Source organism: Actinomyces respiraculi (assembly GCF_014595995.2).
Lineage (GTDB): Bacteria > Actinomycetota > Actinomycetes > Actinomycetales > Actinomycetaceae > Actinomyces > Actinomyces respiraculi.
The window spans coordinates 593,395-610,155 of sequence record NZ_CP063989.1; the positions used below are offsets into that span (position 1 = coordinate 593,395).

At 72.4% G+C, this 16,761-nt stretch carries 11 protein-coding genes; 5 read left to right on the forward strand and 6 right to left on the reverse strand.

The window, feature by feature from the left end; translation table 11 throughout:
• Positions 1 to 80: 80 nt before the first annotated feature.
• Positions 81 to 893: a ComF family protein gene (locus ID810_RS02465; RefSeq protein ID WP_166856176.1), complete on the reverse strand. Its 813-nt coding sequence runs from the start codon at positions 891 to 893 to the stop codon at positions 81 to 83.
• Positions 894 to 1,230: 337 nt separating this feature from the next.
• Between ID810_RS02465 and secA the strand changes: the two genes are divergently transcribed.
• Positions 1,231 to 4,044, forward strand: a complete 2,814-nt coding sequence (gene secA, locus ID810_RS02470) for a preprotein translocase subunit SecA (protein WP_166856174.1) — start codon at positions 1,231 to 1,233, stop codon at positions 4,042 to 4,044.
• A 2,195-nt stretch (positions 4,045 to 6,239) separates the two neighbouring features.
• Here secA and ID810_RS12335 read toward each other — a convergent pair.
• On the reverse strand, positions 6,240 to 6,983 hold the full coding sequence (locus tag ID810_RS12335) for an Rv3235 family protein (protein WP_235931764.1): 744 nt from the start codon (positions 6,981 to 6,983) through the stop codon (positions 6,240 to 6,242).
• Positions 6,984 to 7,020: 37 nt separating this feature from the next.
• Complete coding sequence (locus ID810_RS02480; RefSeq protein WP_166858790.1) at positions 7,021 to 7,914, reverse strand: LysM peptidoglycan-binding domain-containing protein; 894 nt, start codon at positions 7,912 to 7,914, stop codon at positions 7,021 to 7,023.
• Between the two features lie 135 nt (positions 7,915 to 8,049).
• On the opposite strand from ID810_RS02480, the gene ID810_RS02485 reads away from it, so the two are divergent.
• On the forward strand, positions 8,050 to 8,568 hold the full coding sequence (locus tag ID810_RS02485) for a Fis family transcriptional regulator (protein ID WP_166858792.1): 519 nt from the start codon (positions 8,050 to 8,052) through the stop codon (positions 8,566 to 8,568).
• A 100-nt stretch (positions 8,569 to 8,668) separates the two neighbouring features.
• Here ID810_RS02485 and ID810_RS02490 read toward each other — a convergent pair whose 3' ends face one another.
• Positions 8,669 to 8,890 (reverse strand): helix-turn-helix domain-containing protein, encoded by a 222-nt coding sequence (locus ID810_RS02490; RefSeq protein ID WP_166858794.1) that lies wholly within the window; start codon positions 8,888 to 8,890, stop codon positions 8,669 to 8,671.
• 105 nt (positions 8,891 to 8,995) lie between these two features.
• Here ID810_RS02490 and ID810_RS02495 point away from each other — a divergent pair, with 105 nt between their 5' ends.
• The 3 genes from ID810_RS02495 (at position 8,996) to ID810_RS02505 (ending at position 11,961) form a co-directional block, all read left to right on the forward strand.
• Positions 8,996 to 9,664, forward strand: coding sequence for a hypothetical protein (locus ID810_RS02495; RefSeq protein ID WP_166858796.1), 669 nt, complete (start codon positions 8,996 to 8,998; stop codon positions 9,662 to 9,664).
• The gene (locus ID810_RS02500) at positions 9,661 to 11,262 is read left to right on the forward strand and encodes a CpaE/TadZ family protein (RefSeq protein ID WP_166858798.1); all 1,602 of its coding nucleotides are present in this window, start codon (positions 9,661 to 9,663) and stop codon (positions 11,260 to 11,262) included. The genes ID810_RS02495 and ID810_RS02500 overlap by 4 nt, the downstream gene beginning before the upstream one ends.
• A 231-nt stretch (positions 11,263 to 11,493) precedes the next feature.
• Positions 11,494 to 11,961, forward strand: coding sequence for a DUF6912 family protein (locus ID810_RS02505; protein WP_166858800.1), 468 nt, complete (start codon positions 11,494 to 11,496; stop codon positions 11,959 to 11,961).
• Between the two features lie 23 nt (positions 11,962 to 11,984).
• Here ID810_RS02505 and ID810_RS02510 read toward each other — a convergent pair whose 3' ends face one another.
• Together ID810_RS02510 and ID810_RS02515 are read right to left on the reverse strand one after the other, a co-directional pair.
• On the reverse strand, positions 11,985 to 15,362 hold the full coding sequence (locus tag ID810_RS02510; protein WP_166858803.1) for an AAA family ATPase: 3,378 nt from the start codon (positions 15,360 to 15,362) through the stop codon (positions 11,985 to 11,987).
• Positions 15,362 to 16,675, reverse strand: a complete 1,314-nt coding sequence (locus tag ID810_RS02515; protein ID WP_166858805.1) for an exonuclease SbcCD subunit D — start codon at positions 16,673 to 16,675, stop codon at positions 15,362 to 15,364. Before ID810_RS02515 ends, ID810_RS02510 begins: the two co-directional genes overlap by 1 nt.
• Positions 16,676 to 16,761 lie beyond the last annotated feature (86 nt).

A 16,761-nucleotide genomic window follows, 5' to 3' on the forward strand; every position in this document is an offset into this window, starting at 1 on the left:
GTCCGTCCGGGGCCTGGGGCCGGGGGCTCGTCTCTGAGCCCCCACACCGTGTGTGCTGTGACACACAACTTACACCATCGTCAGGGCCCCGGTGGACGCTGTGGGGGCGCGTCAGCCGAGGGCGAGATCGGGGCCGGCGCAGCCGCGACGGCAAGGGCCCCGATCACCAGCGCGCCGGCCTCGCGCAGTGCGCGTGCACAGGCACCCAGCGTCGTTCCGGTTGTCACGACGTCGTCGACGAGGAGCACCGCCCAGCCGGACACGGGAGAGAGCACCAGCGGTGCGGCGCTGCGGTTGAGCCGTCGGGCGCGCGACGACAGACCCACCTGGTGCGCCCGCCCGCCGCGTCGGCGCAGCACGTCCGCCGAGGCCACCAGGGCGACCTGCTCGCCCGGGGTTGAGGACAGGCCGTGGGCGATGCCTGTGGCGACGGCGTCGGCCAGGTCGGCCGCGACCAGCCGTCCCCGCAGCCGACGTGCCCGCCCCGAGGGCGCCGGCACGACGAGCAGCCCCCGTCGCCCCGCCAGCGCCTGACGAGCCTCCTGGCTCAGACCCGCGGCCCAGTCGGCCCCGGCCTGGCGACCCGCCCGTGCCATCACCGCGCGCACGTCCTCGCGCGCACCGTTCTTCCACGCCAGGACCAGGGCCCGCACCGGGCCCGCGTAGGGGCTCAGCGCGTGAGCCTCCAGGTCCTGGGCGCCGGGCAGGTGGTTCACGAGGACGGGTGGGCCGTTGAGCAGGGCGAGGCACTGCGGGCACAGCGTGGTCTCCCAGCGCCCGCAGCCGGCGCAGCGCGCTGGCAGGAGCGCTGACCCGAGCAGGCCCAGGAGGGACAGGGCACGGCAGGCACGGGGCTCCGACGGCGGGGACGGTGGCAGGCAGGCGGCAGGCACGAGATCCAGGGTGCCGACCTGGCCCGGTCGGGTGCACCCGGGCGGTCGCGGCCTGTGGACAGAGGACGACGGTGTCGCCGGGGCCCGCCCCTGTGGAGCCCGGGGCGGGCCGGGTGCTGTGGGCGGGCCGGGCGCTGCGGGATCGACGTCGGACTGCTCACGCTGAGCGCGTAAACCGGGCGACGTCGCCCGTAGCACAGGACTGCGGGTGCTGCCCGCTCGCGCTGCCGCATACGATGGTGCCCGTATGTGCCCGGGACCGTGTGCCCGGGCGGGGTCCCTCACCCGGCGGCGTCGTCCGCCCCGGGGCCCGCCGTCGAACAGGGGAGAAGCCAGCGTGTCGATCATCGACCGGATCCTTCGCATTGGGGAGGGGCGCACCCTCAAGCGCCTGCAGCTCGTGGCCGACCAGGTCGAGGCCCTCGCGGACCACTACCGCGCGTTCTCCGACGAGGACCTCAAGGAGCAGACCGCCGAGCTCAAGAAGCGCTACGCCGATGGAGAGAGCCTCGACCAGCTGCTGCCCGAGGCCTTCGCCACCGTCGTTGAGGCCGCCGACCGCGTGCTCGGCATGCGCCCCTACCACGTGCAGATCATGGGCGGGGCCGCGCTCCACCAGGGCAACATCGCCGAGATGAAGACCGGTGAGGGCAAGACCCTCGTCGCCACGATGCCCTCCTACCTGCGTGCCCTGACCGGTGAGGGCGTTCACGTCGTCACCGTCAACGACTACCTCGCCGAGTACCAGTCCGACCTCATGGGCCGCGTCCACCGCTTCCTCGGGCTCACCACCGGATGCATCCTCGCCGGCCAGACCCCCGCCGAGCGGCGCCACCAGTACGCCTGCGACATCACCTACGGCACCAACAACGAGTTCGGCTTCGACTACCTGCGCGACAACATGGCCCAGCGGCCCGAGGACCTCGTGCAGCGCGGGCACGCCTTCGTCATCGTCGACGAGGTCGACTCCATCCTCATTGACGAGGCTCGTACGCCCCTCATCATCTCCGGGCCCGCCTCCGGCGACGTCAACAAGTGGTACAAGGAGTTCGCCACGATCGCCGAGCGTCTGCGCGCCGGTAAGGACTACGAGGTTGACGAGAAGAAGCGCACCATCGCCGTCACCTCCGCCGGCATCGAGCGCGTGGAGGACTACCTGGGCGTCGACAACCTCTACGAGTCCGTCAACACCCCGCTCATCGGCTTCCTCAACAACTCCATCAGGGCCAAGGAGCTATTCCACCTCGACAAGGACTACATCGTGCGCGACGGTGAGGTCCTTATCGTCGACGAGCACACCGGACGTGTCCTGCCCGGACGCCGGTACAACGAGGGCATGCACCAGGCCATCGAGGCCAAGGAGCGCGTGCAGATCAAGGCCGAGAACCAGACGCTGGCCACCATCACCCTGCAGAACTACTTCCGCCTCTACCCCGAGGGCTCGCGCTCAGGTATGACCGGTACCGCCGAGACCGAGGCCGCCGAGTTCGCCGGGACCTACAAGATCGGCGTCGTGCCGATCCCGACGAACATGCCGATGATCCGCGTCGACCAGCCGGACTTGGTCTACACCACCACGCGGGCCAAGCTCACCGCCGTCGTCGAGGACATTGCCGAGCGGCACGCGAAGGGCCAGCCCGTTCTCGTGGGCACGACGAGCGTGGAGAAGTCGGAGAGGCTGTCGGCCCTGCTCAAGGAGCGCGGCATCCCCCACGAGGTCCTCAACGCCAAGCAGCACGCGCGCGAGGCCGCCGTCGTCGCCATGGCCGGCCGCAAGGGTTCGGTCACCGTCGCCACCAACATGGCAGGCCGTGGTACCGACATCATGCTCGGTGGAAACGCCGAGCACATCGCCGTCACCGCCCTCAAGGATGCCGGGCTCGACCCCGAGGAGAACGCCGAGGACTACGAGAAGGCGTGGCCGGAGGCCCTGCGGGTCGCCCGCGAGACCTGTCGGGCTGAGCACGACGAGGTCGTCGAGCTCGGCGGCCTGTACGTCCTGGGCACCGAGCGCCACGAGTCGCGGCGCATCGACAACCAGCTGCGAGGCCGTTCAGGACGTCAGGGAGACCCGGGCGAGTCCCGCTTCTACCTGTCGATGGAGGACGACCTCATGCGCATGTTCGCCGCCACCGGGGCCGAGCGGATCATGCGCTCGGGCGCCTACCCGGACGACGTCCCCCTCGAGTCCAAGGTTGTGACCCGGCTCATCGCCTCGGCCCAGAGCCAGGTGGAGGCGCGCAACTACGAGATCCGCAAGAACGTCCTGAAGTACGACGACGTCATGACCGAGCAGAGGGAGAGGGTCTACGACGAGCGGCGCCGCGTGCTCGACGGCGAGGACCTTGAGCCCCAGATGAGTGCCTTCCGGCAGCGTGCGGTGGCCGGCGTCGTCGCCGCCCGCACTGCCGAGGGCCGCCCCGACCAGTGGGACCTGGACGCCCTGTGGGACGACCTCGGCCACCTCTACCCGGTGGGACTGACCCAGGATGAGGTCGTTGAGGAGGTCGGCGGTGTCGACCGGCTGACCGCCGACTACCTGGCCAATGAGCTCGGCGAGGACGCTGCGGTCGCCTACGAGAAGGCGGAGGGTAGCCTGGATGAGAACGTGCTTGCCCGCGCCCAGCTTGGCGCAGAGCCGATGCGCGTGCTCGAGCGGCGCGTCCTGCTGGCGGTAGTGGACAAGCGCTGGCGCGAGCATCTGTACGAGATGGACTACCTCAAGGAGGGCATTGGCCTGCGTGCCATGGCCCAGCGCGACCCGCTGGTCGAGTACGCGAACGAGGGCGCGCGCCTGTTCAAGGCGATGATGGAGGGTATCCGCGAGGAGACCGTGGAGCAGGTCTTCGCCAACGTCGCCCGTTTCGAGGCCGCGGCCCAGCGCGCCGAGCAGGACGGCACCGCCGAGGCTGCGGCCGCCGTGGCCGGTGCCGATGCGACGGCGGTGGCCGGCCTGGGGCGCTCGGGAGGCGGCACCGTGCTGGGCACCTCCGGCCAGCAGAGCATGGACCGGCGCATGATCTACTCGGCGCCCGGTGAGGACGGCGAGGCGAGGGTCGAGGGCGCGGCGGCTGCGGCGGCTGCTGCTGCGGGTCCCGTTCCCATGAACCGCGCGCAGAAGCGCCGCGCCCAGCGCAAGAAGCGCCGCTGAGCCGCGCCGGGCCCGGCCCGACCACCCTGCCGAACTTCTCGGTTTGCGCTCGGGGGTGCGGTGTTGTGTCGTTGTGGTGTCGTGGGGCATTGGTGGCAGTTCTGTCCCAGGGCTTCGGTGGTAGTTCTGTCTCAAGGGCGTTGGTGGCAGTTCCGGGGATTTGTGGGGGTGGGGTTTCTGGCTGGTCGTGGTGGTGGTCTCCCCCAGCACACCCTGCCGTGCTGAGCCCGTGACGGCTCGAGCCCGGCGCCGGCATCCGTCGGCGGTCGGCCTGCGGGGCTCGGGGCGTGCCCCGCAGGGTGGCGGCAGGGGGGCTCGCACGCTCATGTGACGGTTGTTAACGGTTGCACTGGGGTTTGCGGTGGTGGCCCGGGCTCCCATGTGCGTGGGCGGCCTTCGTGCACATGGGAGTCGGCGTGCTGGAGGGCACCGGTCGACAAACCCTAGGAATGGCGCCGTTGTCGACGAGTGTCGAAAAGTGTGAGCGTGCAAGCCCCACCCCCGGGCCCCGCGGCGCCCGCGTGCACCGTGCTGGTGTGATCACCGGGATTCTCCTCCAGGGCGCTCTGACTGCGTCGCCCGCCTGCGCCGTGCTGGTGTGCGTGCGGCGGGCGCCAGCCGTGGCCGGTGCCGGTCGCCGACGTCCGGGCTCCCGCGATCATGCCGTGTTCCTCCTGGCGGGATGAGCGTCGAGGTCGGCCGTGTGCGTCGTGTGGGGCACGTGCCTGCCTGGCACCCGGCCCCGCCAGGGGGTGGGGCGCCTGACGCACCTCTTGGCCACAGCCCGCCCCGACCCGTCTGGGCGCCGCAGAAACCACGGAACCCCAACGACCTGAGAAGTCGCGACACTCTCTGACCAGGGATCAGTGACAGGTGCCGGGCCCCGTGGCGCCCGCCTGCACCACGCTGGTGTGATCACCAGGATCTCCCCCAGGGCGCTCTCACCGCAGCGGATCTGGGCACACACAGTAACAACCCCCAAGCGCCACCGACGTCCTGAGACTGTTATGTCTCAGGTCATCGGTGGCAGTTCTGTGTCAGGGCATCGGTGACGCTTGGGGGGTTGGGGGTGTGGGTGGACATGTATGTGGTGACGGGTTCGGGTTGGGTGTGTGTTCGGTCAGGGCCTTGGCCGTCTGAGCGGAGTCTCGACGCTTCTGGGGTGCCGGTGGCCGTGTGGACACCGCGGTGCGCGAGTGGCGGCCCGGGCCCGTGCGCACCTGCGCGGCGACGAGCTGGTGGCAGCGCGGGGGCCTTCAGGCCGGCGACTGCCACGGGCGCGGTGGGCCGGAAGCCGGGGGACACCGCCCCCGAGGCCACCCGGACGTGTCACCTACGCAGATACCCCAGGTGTCACCGACGTCCTGAGACACAACAACGGCGATTCACCGTGCTTTCGAGAGCAGACCGAGGAGTTGGAGGGTGGAGGCGCGGCGTGCGCCTGCCGAGGGGTCTCGAGCGCGCGCCAGGATGGGCGTGTCTGGTCGCGGCGCCCGGAGGACCCGACGAGGACTGGCGTCGATCTCGTTGCCCAGGTCTTGCTCTCGTTCCTCGCACGTCGATCTCGTTCCGCACACGTTGATCTCGTTGCGTGAACGAACGAGATGGAAGACCGACGAACGAGATGGAAGGTAGAGGGACGAGATGGAGGGCTGAGGCTCGTTCCTGGCACGTCGATCTCGTTGTCCGGGTCTTGATCTCGCTTCTCGTACGTCGATCTCGTTCCGCACACGTTGATCTCGTTGCGTGAACGAACGAGATGGAGGGCCGAGGGACGAGATGGAAGGTAGAGGGACGAGGTGGACGGGCTTGGCGTGCGCCGTCCAGGCCCCTGCCCTGAAGACCATGACGTCGGGCCATGACCTGTGGGTGTCGTCGGGGAGCTGACGCCCGTGTTCGCAGTGTGGTCACCAGCGGCGTGCCACCGGCGGCCGGGCCCGTCCACACCCGTGGGACAACGAACTGGCGGCAGCACCAGGGCCTGAAGGCCGACGACGGCCACGGGCCCGGTGGGCGGGCGGCCGGAGGAGACCATCCCCGACACCAACCCGAAGTGTCACCCCCACAAACACCCGAACTGTCACCAATGCCCTGAGACAGAACTATCACCGGTGCCTTGAGACACCACACCGACGTCCTGAGACATCACAACGACCAAACACCGCGCGTTTGAGAGCAAACCGAGGAGTTGGGACTCAGGCGATCTCGAGGCCTGTAAGGAGCCAGCGGCCCCGGTGGGACTCGAGCCGTGCCCCGGCCCCGCGCACGCGTCCGCCGTCGTCCAGCACCGCGCAGACCTCGCAGGCTCCGCTTGCTGTGAGCTGGACCCGCAGCGTGCGCAGCCGCGGACGCGGGTCCGGGGTCTCGCCGAGGATCCTGCGGGCCAGGCCGGCACGGCGCGCGAGGGCATCATAGAGCTCCGGTGAGGCCCACCGTCCCATGTGCTCGGCCGGCCGCCAGCCGGCAAGGACCTCGGCCGCTGCCGTGACGACCACCTGCGCGGTGCGTACCGGGTCCGGCAGGACCTGGTTCTGGGCGTGTGCGCGGGCCTCGCGGATGGCGCTCAGGGTCAGCGCATCGCGCTCCGCCGGGGCGGGTTCCGCAGGCAGCGCGGGTAGGAAGCGCATGCGGTCCCATGACGTGTGCGGGCGCTCGGCGTTGCGCAGCACCTGCCGCCGCAGGACCTGACCGGCCGGTGCGGGCGCCGTCGCGGTGGTGCCCTGCCGTGGGCGGTGCGGCCTTGACCGTGGGGGAGTTGCCCGGCGAGCGGTCGCGACCGCGTGCACGCCGCCCGAGAGCCTGCGGTCGGCGCGATCGAGCGCGGCTGAGGCGGTGGACGGGTGCACGTCGGTGGGCGGGTGCATGTCGTGAGGCAGAGAGCAGGGACCCCGCTGGGCGTGGAGGTCAGTGGCGCGTGCCGGGAGGGCGGTGGTCGTCATGGCATGGTCCTTCGTGTGGGCTCGGGCGCTTCGAGGCTCACGCCCGGTCGGTGAGTGGGGCGGGCAGGGTCAGGACCGTGCCCGGGTGGATGAGGTCCGGGTCCTGACCGATGACGCCGTCGTTGGCGCGGTACAGCTCGGGCCAGGCAGCGGCGACCGCATCGGGCGTGACGCGCTGCAGGAAGGAGGAGGTGATCGTCCACAGGCTGTCGCCGTCCTGTACGACGTAGGTCGCGGCTGTCCCTGGAACGGTCCCAGTCGCGCGGCCCGTGTGCGGGGCTGCTCCTGGGGCCGGCGTGCTGGGGGCTGTCGCCAGGGCCGACGTGTCCGGGGCCGCCTCCTGGGCTGTGTCCTGGATGGCCTCGGCGGGAGCCGCTGCCGGGGTAGCAGGGGGAGCCCCTGTGCCTGGGGCTGCCTCCGGCACTGACGCGCCCGCGGCCGCCTCGTCCGGGACAATCTCGGCCGCGGGAACCTCAGGAGGAACCGCGGTGGGGGCCACGCTGTGCCCGGGCTCCGCGGTGGCCGAGACCGTCGGAACCCAGCCGAGGTCGTCGGGCGGGAGAGGGAGATCCTGCGCGATGGCGGTGGCCGGCAGGACGAGGGCGGTCGCCAGCGCCCCGGCGGCGACGCGCCTGACGTAGGGGGCGCCCCAACGCGACAGGAGGCGAGCCGCAGCGCCGCCACCACGACGTCGGAACCCCGATCCTAGGGAGATCAGCGCGAGCAACCCGGAAAGCGCGTGCCACAGGGCACCCACAGTCCCGGCCGAGCCGAGCAGGAGGACCAGCAGCGCGTTCACATGGCCGACGCTCCACTGGTGCGGGGGCAGGGCCAGGACGGAGTGGGCGGCCGCGGCTGCGCTGGAGCCGAGGGCTGCCGCCACGAGGGCGGACAGGGCCGTGACCAGGCTGAGTCGTGTCGTCGTTGACATGCGATCACCTCCAAGATGATGTTTGAGGTGATTTGAGAATGTCAGACTCGCCGTGAAGATGTCAAGAGGTATCTGATCGCGGATCGGGTGCTCCTGTGTCTTGCGACACCCATGGTCCTGTGCTCCCATGTGCTCATGGAATGGGACAGTCTCATCGCGGACCTGGAGAGTCGCTTCGATGCCGAGCGGCGCGCCGGGATTGCCGCGCAGAGTGCCGACCTCGCCGAGGCCGAGATCGCCTCCGTCCGCCTCGTCGACAGGCTCCGCGCCGCCGTCGGGCACCAGGTCCACCTGCTCACCACCGCCGGGCACCGGGTTGACGGTCGGCTCATGAGCGTGATGGAGGACGCCGTCATCGTCGACGAGGGGGAGGCGCTGCAAGCGCTCGTCCCCATCGCCCGCCTCGCCGCCGCCCACCCGCTGCCCGGCCCCGCGCCCTCACGCGGCAGTGGTCGGGCCGGGCTCGCCGCCGCCCTGCGAGCGCTCGCCCGCCAGGGCGCACGGGTGCGTCTGCTCCTGGGGATGACGGAGGTGACGGGGCGGATCGTGCGCGTCGCGGCCGACCATGTCGACGTCGTGACCGACGCCGAGGTTGTGGGCGTTCAGCGCGTGAGCGTCGCGCTCAGCGCCGTCGAGGCTGTGCGCAGCCGTTGAGAACGGCTGACGTGGGCAGCTGCCGGGACCGGTCGGCGTGCGCGGCCCTTGTGAGACCGGTCGGCGTGTGCAGCCGTTGAGACCGGCCGAGGTGTGCCGGTCAGCTCTCGTTGTCGAGGTTGCCGGCCGCCACCAGTGAGCGGGTACGCGCCAGCTGCGCCTCGACATAGGCGTCGAAGGCGTCCTCCGGGATGCGCCACAGGTGGCGGGCACCGACCTGGATCGCCGGCAGATCGCCGGACAAGATGAGTGCCCGGACACCCTGGGCGGAAAGCTGGAGCCGCTCGGCGACGTCTGCGATGGTCAGGAAGGTGGTGCTCATGGCACCATGGTGTCATCGCCAAGCGATACACGCCATCCCTAAAACGTCCTGTGGATAACTGACCATCACGAAAAGCGTCCATACCGTTCCCGCATGAGGAGGGCCATGAGCCCGACACCGCGACCCCCACACCGCAGCGCCCCCCGCATCCTTCCCCGACCCGCCCTGCGACGTGCCTCCTGGAAGGACCCGCGCCTGGCCGCCGGAGTCGCCCTCGTCGGCGCCTCGGTGGTCCTTGGGGGTTGGGCGGTCTCCCTCGCTGCCGACACCCAGCCCCTCTACGTCCTCGCCCAGGACGTTGTTCCCGGGGACGACCTCACCGCTGAGGGCGTCCTCACCGTCGTCGACTCCCACCCCGGCACCGGCTCCTACGTGGGCGTGGGGAATCTGCCCGACGACGCCGTCGCCGCCCAGGCCCTCAGAGCCGGCGACCTGCTGCCCGCGTCCGCCGTCGCCAACGGCCAGGACCTCGCGCTGCGGGCCGTCGTCCTCAACGTCGCCTCCAGCCTGCCCGCCGGGACAAGCACCGGGGACATCGTCGACCTGTGGGCGCTGCCCGCGGCCCGCACCTCCACCGAGGCCGGTTCCGACGAGGCCGCCGTCGTCGCCCAGGGCCTCATCGTCTCGCGGGTCGGTGAGACCGACGGTGCGATCCTCGGGGGCACGACCACCAGTGTCGAGGTCCTGGTGCCCGAAGACCTGGTGGGTGCGGTGCTCACCGCCGTCGGCCAGGGCGGCTCCCTCGTCCTCGTGCCCACCGGACAGCTGGCATGAGCGCCGCCCGCGCGGACACCGGCGTCCTGCTCGCCCTCACGGGGGATGACGCCGCCCACGTGCGCGCCATCGATGCCGCCGGTACCGGGCTGGTCGTTGTGCGCCGCTGCGGTGACGTCGCCGAGCTGCTGAGCGCCGCCATGGCAGGGCTCGCCGGGCTCGCCGTCGTCAGCGTCGAGCTCGAGGACGTCGACCTCACCGTCCTCGAGCGCCTGGACCACGCCGGCACGCGCGGCATCCTGCTCGTCGGCCCCGAGGAGGCTGGGCGGTGGTCCTTCCCCGGATGGCAGGTGCTCGATGCCGACGCCGAGCCGGACCGGGTGCGCACCCTCCTGCAGGTGATCGATCGGCAGGGGCCCGGCGCCATCGCGACGCCCGTTGCCGCCGAGGCCGAGGACGGCCAGGGGGTGTGGAGCGCATCGGGCACCATGGCGGAGGAGACGGTCGGCGGTTGGCCAGGCTCGGAAGAGGCCGACCCGACCTGGGGTGTGTCGACCTGGAGTGCTCCGACCCCGGCCGACGCCGCCTGGCCGGGCGAGGTGGGCGCCGGTGCCCGACTCGCCGGCGCGGACACGGACGGACACCATCCACCCGCGCCGCCCCCGCCGCCCACACCCGAGGACCTCGCTGCCGCCCACGAGGTGGTCCCCGGCCGCCTGCTCGTCGTCTGGGGGCCTCACGGCGCGCCCGGGCGCAGCATGGTCGCGACCTCGCTCGCCACGGGCCTGTCCCGCCTTGGGCCCACCATCCTCGTGGACGCTGACACCGAGGCGCCGAGCCTCGCCCAGGCGCTGTCCCTGCCGGACGGTTCATCCGCCCTGGCGACGGCCGCCCGCCTGGCCTCCCGCTCACGCCTGGATGCTGAGACCTTCGCCGGTCTCCTCCTGCCAACTGGAGGCGAGGTCGAGGTCCTTCCCGGGCTGGGGCGTTCGGGCCGGTGGCGCGAGCTGCCACCTGCGGCCATGAGCCGGGTGTGGGAACGCTGCCGTGAGCGGGCCGTCTGGACGGTGGCGGACATCTCGGGTGGGGCACCTGAGGACGAGGTGGACTCCTACACCCTGGAGCCGGGCCACGGCGCCCTCAGGGCCGCGCTGCTGCGCGAGGCCGACGTCGTCGTGGTCGTGGGTGGTGCCGACCCGGTGGGGGTCCGGCGCCTGCTGCAGCTGCTCGGGGATGTCGCTGAGGACGCGACCGTGACCGGGCGGCTCGAGGTTGTCGTCAACCGGGTGCGGGCCTCGGCGGCCGGTCCCTCCCCTGAGCGGGCGGTGAGGGAGGCGCTGTTCCGCTTCGGGTCTCTGAAGCAGGTCACGCTGCTGCCCCAGGATGAAGCCGCTGACGCCTGCCTCCTGGCGGGCGTCAGCGTGCTCGATGGTGCGCCGGCCACGCCTCTGGGCCGGGCCCTGGCTGTGCTCGTGGACCGTGTGGACCCGGCGGCCGGGGCGCGCTCGCACGCCGCCTCGGCCCGTCGGGCCGGCTGGTGGTCGCGGCTGCGCTCGGCTCGCGCGACGCCCGGCTCCGTCCCGGAAGGATCCCCGAGCCGGGCGGCCGAACCCACGCGACGGGAACGCGGGCGACGAGGCGGTCGGCACCGGCACTGAGCGCGGATCCGGGCCAACGGCGGGGCCCAACGTGGGCGGTGCTAGGCCGACGGTGGGGCCAACGTGGGTGGGGCTGGGCCGACGGTGGGGCCAACGTGGGTGGGGCTGGGCCGACGGCGGGGCCCAACGTGGGCGGTGCTAGGCCGATGGTGGGGCTCAACGTGGGCGGGTCCGGGCCGACGGCGGGGCCCAAGTAGGCCGGTTGGGGTGGCCCTGGGGCACACTGGCCCCATGCGCATCTACCTGCCGGCGACGGCCGCCGATCTATCCGCCCCCGAGATCTCCCCGCGCCTGGCGCACGCCGCCACCCAGGCCCTCGCCCGGGCACTGCCCGAGGAGGACGAGGAGGGCCTGGAGGTCTCCGCGAGCCTGTGCGCGGCTGACTCCTCCCTCGTGCTCCTGGCCGAGCCGGGCAATGAGGCGGTTTCGAGCCGACGCGTCGTCATCGCCGCCGACGTCGAGCACGGGGATGTGCGCGAGCTCGAGGCCGGTGACGAGGTATTGCCTGGGACGGTGGAGCTCCTGGTCCCGGTGACGTGGGAGAACGTCGCTGCGCTGTTCGTGGACGAGCCTGAGGCGCAGGCGGATGTCGCGGCTGCCCGCGCGGGTGACGAGGAGGCTTTCGAGCGGGCGGCGGAGGCGGACCTGCTGTGGTTCGACGCCTCCGAGAGGCGGGCTGTGGCAGCCGACATCAGCTGAGCGGGCACTGCCGGCCCGGGATGCTATCCGGCTCGGATGGTGAGCGTGGAGCCGACGGCAGTGCGGTGCACCTCGACGCGGTCGGGGACCTGGCGCCCCAGTTCCTCGACGTGGGAGACGATACCGACGGTCCGTCCGCCGGCCTGGAGCCGGGAGAGCTCCGCCATGACGTTGTCGAGGGTCTCCGGGTCGAGGGAGCCGAAGCCTTCGTCGATGAACAGGGTTTCCATGCTGATGCCGCCGGCCTCCGCCGTGACGACGTCGGCGAGGGCGAGGGCAAGGGCGAGTGAAACGTAGAAGGTCTCCCCGCCGGACAGGGTTCTCGGGTCGCGCTGGCCTCCGCCGGCGTGGTGGTCGATGACGGCGAGCCCGAGTCCCCGGTCCTTGCGCCGCGCGGAGCCGGCCTCCTCGGTGGTGCTGGTCAGCGCGAAGCGCCCGCCGGACATCTCAGCCAGCCGCTGGTTGGCGAAGACCAGGACCTCACGGAAGCGCTCGACGAGAACCCATGTCGCCAGCGGGGTGGCCTGGTCGTTGGACCCGGAGGCGAGCTCGGCGACGCGCAGGAGGGACCGCTGGTCCTCACCCGTGCGCACGAGGTCGGCGGCGGCGTCGCGCACGCCCTGGGCTGCTTCCTCCAGGGCCCGGTGGGCGCCGCGGGCCTGCTCGGTGGCCCGCACGGCCTCGGTGTGCGCGGCGTCCGCGTCGGCGTAGGCGGCCTCGGCGGCCGCGACGTCGGCGGTCTCCTGACCGGTGAGCGCGGCGACCGGGGCCTCCGCCAGCCCCTGCCTCACCCGTTCACGGGCAGCGGCCACCGCGGTGACCTGGTCCCGGAGGGCGTTGAGCTCTACCGTGGTGAGGGTCGCGTTGCGGGCTGCGGCGAGTGAGTCGAAGCCCGCGCTGTCGAGAGCCGTGTGGAGGTCGGCCCCTGCCTGCACGGTGGCCTGCACGGCATCGACGGCACCGCGTAGGGCGCGGGCGGCCGCAGCGAGCGCATCAGCGCGCGCCGTCATCGTGCTTAAGCGAGCGCTGACGGAGGCTTCACTCCCGCGCGCCCGCGCCAGGCGTTCGGCCTCGGCGGTCAGCCGGCGCTCGGTCTCGGCGAGGTGCTGGGCCTGGGTGGTGGCGGCGGCCTGGCGCGCGGCCAGGGCCTCGGTGAGTGCGGAGGTCTCCTGGGCAAAGCCCTCGACGGCGGCCGCCAGGGCCTCGACGTCTCCGGCCAGCGTCTGGCGCTGTGAGAGCTCGGCCTCGGTGGTGGCGAGGGCGTCGGCTGCGGCGCGGACGTCGAGCCCGCCGGCCTCCTCCTTGGCGGTGGCGCGCTGCCGGTTGAGGGAGTCCAGGTCGCCGGCCCGGTCGGCCAGAACGGCGGCGGCCTGCTTCTCGGCGGCTTCGGCGGACTCGACGTCGGCGCGGCTGACGGTGCCCTCCTCGACCGGGGCGGGGTGGGGGTGCTCGGTCGAGCCGCACACGGGGCAGGGCTCACCGGCGTGCAGGTCAGCGGAGAGGCTGCCCGCGGTCAGGGCGATCCAGGCCCACCGTCGGGTGTGGAGGTCGTCCGCTGCCTGCTCCGCTGCGCGCCGTGCGGCGGTGACCGCCTCCTGGGCGGAGAGGGCCTGCTCGTTGAGCCGGGCGACGCGCAGGGCGGCCTCGTGCCGGGCGTGGGCGGCGTCGCGCGAGGCGACGAGTGCCGGGACGAGTGACTCGGCGGCACGGGCGGCGGCGAGCGACTCCTGGAGCCGGGTGTAGTGGGCGGGCCGCTCGGCCAGGGCGTCTCGGTCCCGAGCGATCGCGTCGAGCTCGGCGGTGTGAGCCGTGCGGGCCCGGGCGAGGTCGTCTCGGCGGGAGGGCAGGGAGCTCTCGGACTCGACCAGGGCCTGCAGGGCTCCGGCGGCGAGCCTCTCTGAGTCGGCCGCTGCGTCCAGGTCCTCGGCGCCGGCCCTGGACGCAGCGGTGAGGACGTCGAGGTCTGAGGGGGCCATCGCCCTGGAAGCGTGGCCGTCCGCCGGGGCGTCGGCGCTGCCATCCGCGGCGGTGTCGGCGCACTGGAGGAGCAGGGGCCGTAGCGTCTTCAGTGAGCGTGCGCCGCGCAGGGTTGTGCGGGGCAGCGGTGTCCCGGCCGCCCCCGGTGCCTCCGGATCCGCGGGTGCCCCGGGCGATGCCGGCGCCCCCGGCTCCGCAGGGGCGGGCGGGATGTCCGACGCCGCCTTGGGAAGCGCGCTCAGTGCCGGCTCCAACGCGTCGAGCGCGTCGAGGGCCCTGCGGGCGTGACGCTGCGCCACGGCTGCGGGGGAGGAGACGCGCGCGGCCCTCTCGGCCAGGGCGAGGCGCTCGGCGTCGGCGTCGTCGGCCTCGGCGGAATCCTCCAGCCGGGCCTGCTCAGCGAGGAGCCTCGCGCGAGTGTCGATGAGGGCGGCGAGTTCCCGGGTGGCCTGGAGGTCTCGGGCGGCAACGTCCCGCCGCCCGGCGGCCTGCTCCTGGACGGCCTCCTGGGCTCTCACGCGGGTCTGCGAGACGGCGACCGCCTCATCGAGGAGGCGGGAGAGGACCACCTCGTCCGGGACCGGTCCGCTGACGGCGGCCTCCAGTTGCTCAGCACGACTGCCCCCGGGATCGGACCCGGATGTCACGCCGTCCTGCGCGCCGGGCCCTTCACCCGCGTCGGCCCCGCCGTCGGCACTGCCCACACCGGCCCCGCCGTCGGACTTCTCCGGGGGCAGCAGCGGGAGCAGGCGCGTGACCGCACCGACGAGGGCGGAGCGGGCGGCCTCGGCCCGGCGGCGGGCCTCGCGTGAGCGTTCGGCGAGCTCGTCCTGGATCCGGTCATAGACGTTCGTGCCGAACACGTCGCGCAGCAGCACATGGCGTTCCTGGGAGGAGGCGCGCAGGAAGCGCGCGAACTTGCCCTGCGGCAGCACGACCGTCTGGGTCATCTGCTCGCGGGTGAGCCCCACGATCCGCGACACCTCCGGGCCGACCTCGCGCGGCCCCACCGCGACGGGCTCCTCCTCGGGTTTGTCGATCGCCTGCTCCTCCAGGCTCGACAACCGCCACAGGTGAGCGGTCGCGTTCTGCGTGGTGGTGCCCGTGCCGCGCTTCTTGGGCCGCTCGTACTCGGGCGTGCGCCGCACCTTGAACAGGCCGGAGCCGACGGAGAACACCAACTCGACGACGCTCTCCTGACCCGGGTGGGCGTGGCGGGAGCGGAGGCGGTCCTTCGAGGAGTCGGTGGAGTCGGCGACCTCCCCGTACAGGGCGAAGACGATGGCGTCGATGATCGTCGTCTTGCCCGAGCCCGTCGGGCCGGTCAGGAGGAAGCGGCCCGATGAGGTGAAGCGGTCGAAGTCGATGACCTCGGTGCCCGCGTAAGGGCCGACGGCGGTCATCGTCAGGCGGTGCAGGCGCATCACTGGCTCCTTTCAGCTGCGCGAACGGCCTCGTAGGCCTCACGCAGGAGGGACGTCTCGGCCTCGCTGGGCTCGCGACCGCCCACCGCGGCAAGGAAACGTCCACCGACCTCCACCGGGTCCGCCTGACGGGTGATGACCGCGTGCTCGCGCGGCCGCTCGGACGGGGCGACCCTGCTGAAGGCGAGCATCTGGGGAAAGCGCTGCTTGAGGCGGGCCACCGCGCTGACGGGCAGCTCCCCGGTGAGCTCCACGCGCAACCAGGCGTCGGTCAGGGCGTCGTAGTGGGGGGACAGCAGCTCCTGCATGGTTCCGCGCACCGTCTCGATCCGGTGGGGCACGGGCGTGTCGATGAGCTCGGTGCTGCTCACGCCGTCGGAACCGACCTCGATGATGACGGAGGACTTGGTGAAGGGCGCCTCGGAGAAGGAGAAGGGCAGGGGCGAGCCCGAGTAGCGCAGCACGGGGAGGGGGAGGCCGTCCGCTGCCGCCTGCCCACGCACGTGCTCGGGCAGGTTGACGACCTGGGGGCGATGGAGGTGACCGAGGGCGACGTAGTCGAGAGCACCCGCCTGCCCGGCGAGTGGGGAGCCGCCGAGGGAGGCGAAGACCTGTGAGGGGACGAGGTCCACGCCACCGACCCTGATGTCCCTCTCGGACTCCGTCGTCTGCACTGTCTGCACTGCCTCCCCGGCGCCTGCGGGAGAGACGAAGGCATGGGCCATGACCACCGCGGGCACGCGCACTGACGCACCCGTGCGCCGCGCGGCGAGGTCCTTGGCGATAAGTCGCAGGGCGCCGGAGACGACCGCCTCGTGCGAGCGCGCCACAGTCGGCGCCTGCCCGGGCTCCTCACCGTGCTCGCCCAGGTACTCGGCGAGCAGCCGGGGCAATCCCGCGCGCGCCGTGTCCGGATCCAGGTAGGGCAGGGCGTAGACGAGGGCCCCGGGGCCGCCGTCGGCCTCCGGCAGTGCCACGGCGCGACCCACGGAGTCGGTGCGGGCCTGGATGACCAGGCCCTCGCGCAGCAGCCCGGAGGCGAAGCCCAGGCGTCGGGCGGAGTCGTGGTTGCCGGGGGTGAGGACCACGCGCGTGCACTCGGTCAGACGCCGCAGCGTGTCATCAAGTAGCCGCACCGAGTCTGTGGGTGGGACGGCGCGGTCGTACACGTCACCGGACACGAGCACGGCGTCGATCTTCTCGCTGTGGACGAGCTCGACGAGGTGGTCCATGAAGACGGCGTGCGCATCCTCGAGTGGACGGCCATGGAAGGTCCGCCCCAGGTGCCAGTCGGAGGTGTGGAGGATGCGCATGGGAAGACGATCTCATGCGGCACTGACATGAATCCTCGCACGAGTCGTCACGGAGGGCTCATCACCCCCAGTGGGCGAGGGAGATG

What these genes read in the sequence shown, in the direction of transcription:
- ID810_RS02495 (WP_166858796.1), top strand. Translation starts at nt 8,996, where the DNA reads ATGAGCCCGACACCGCGACCCCCACACCGCAGCGCCCCCCGCATCCTT.
- ID810_RS02500 (WP_166858798.1), top strand. Translation starts at nt 9,661, where the DNA reads ATGAGCGCCGCCCGCGCGGACACCGGCGTCCTGCTCGCCCTCACGGGG.
- ID810_RS02505 (WP_166858800.1), top strand. Translation starts at nt 11,494, where the DNA reads ATGCGCATCTACCTGCCGGCGACGGCCGCCGATCTATCCGCCCCCGAG.
- ID810_RS02510 (WP_166858803.1), bottom strand. Translation starts at nt 15,362, where the DNA reads ATGCGCCTGCACCGCCTGACGATGACCGCCGTCGGCCCTTACGCGGGC.
- ID810_RS02480 (WP_166858790.1), bottom strand. Translation starts at nt 7,914, where the DNA reads ATGTCAACGACGACACGACTCAGCCTGGTCACGGCCCTGTCCGCCCTC.
- ID810_RS12335 (WP_235931764.1), bottom strand. Translation starts at nt 6,983, where the DNA reads ATGACGACCACCGCCCTCCCGGCACGCGCCACTGACCTCCACGCCCAG.
- ID810_RS02515 (WP_166858805.1), bottom strand. Translation starts at nt 16,675, where the DNA reads ATGCGCATCCTCCACACCTCCGACTGGCACCTGGGGCGGACCTTCCAT.
- ID810_RS02490 (WP_166858794.1), bottom strand. Translation starts at nt 8,890, where the DNA reads ATGAGCACCACCTTCCTGACCATCGCAGACGTCGCCGAGCGGCTCCAG.
- ID810_RS02485 (WP_166858792.1), top strand. Translation starts at nt 8,050, where the DNA reads ATGGAATGGGACAGTCTCATCGCGGACCTGGAGAGTCGCTTCGATGCC.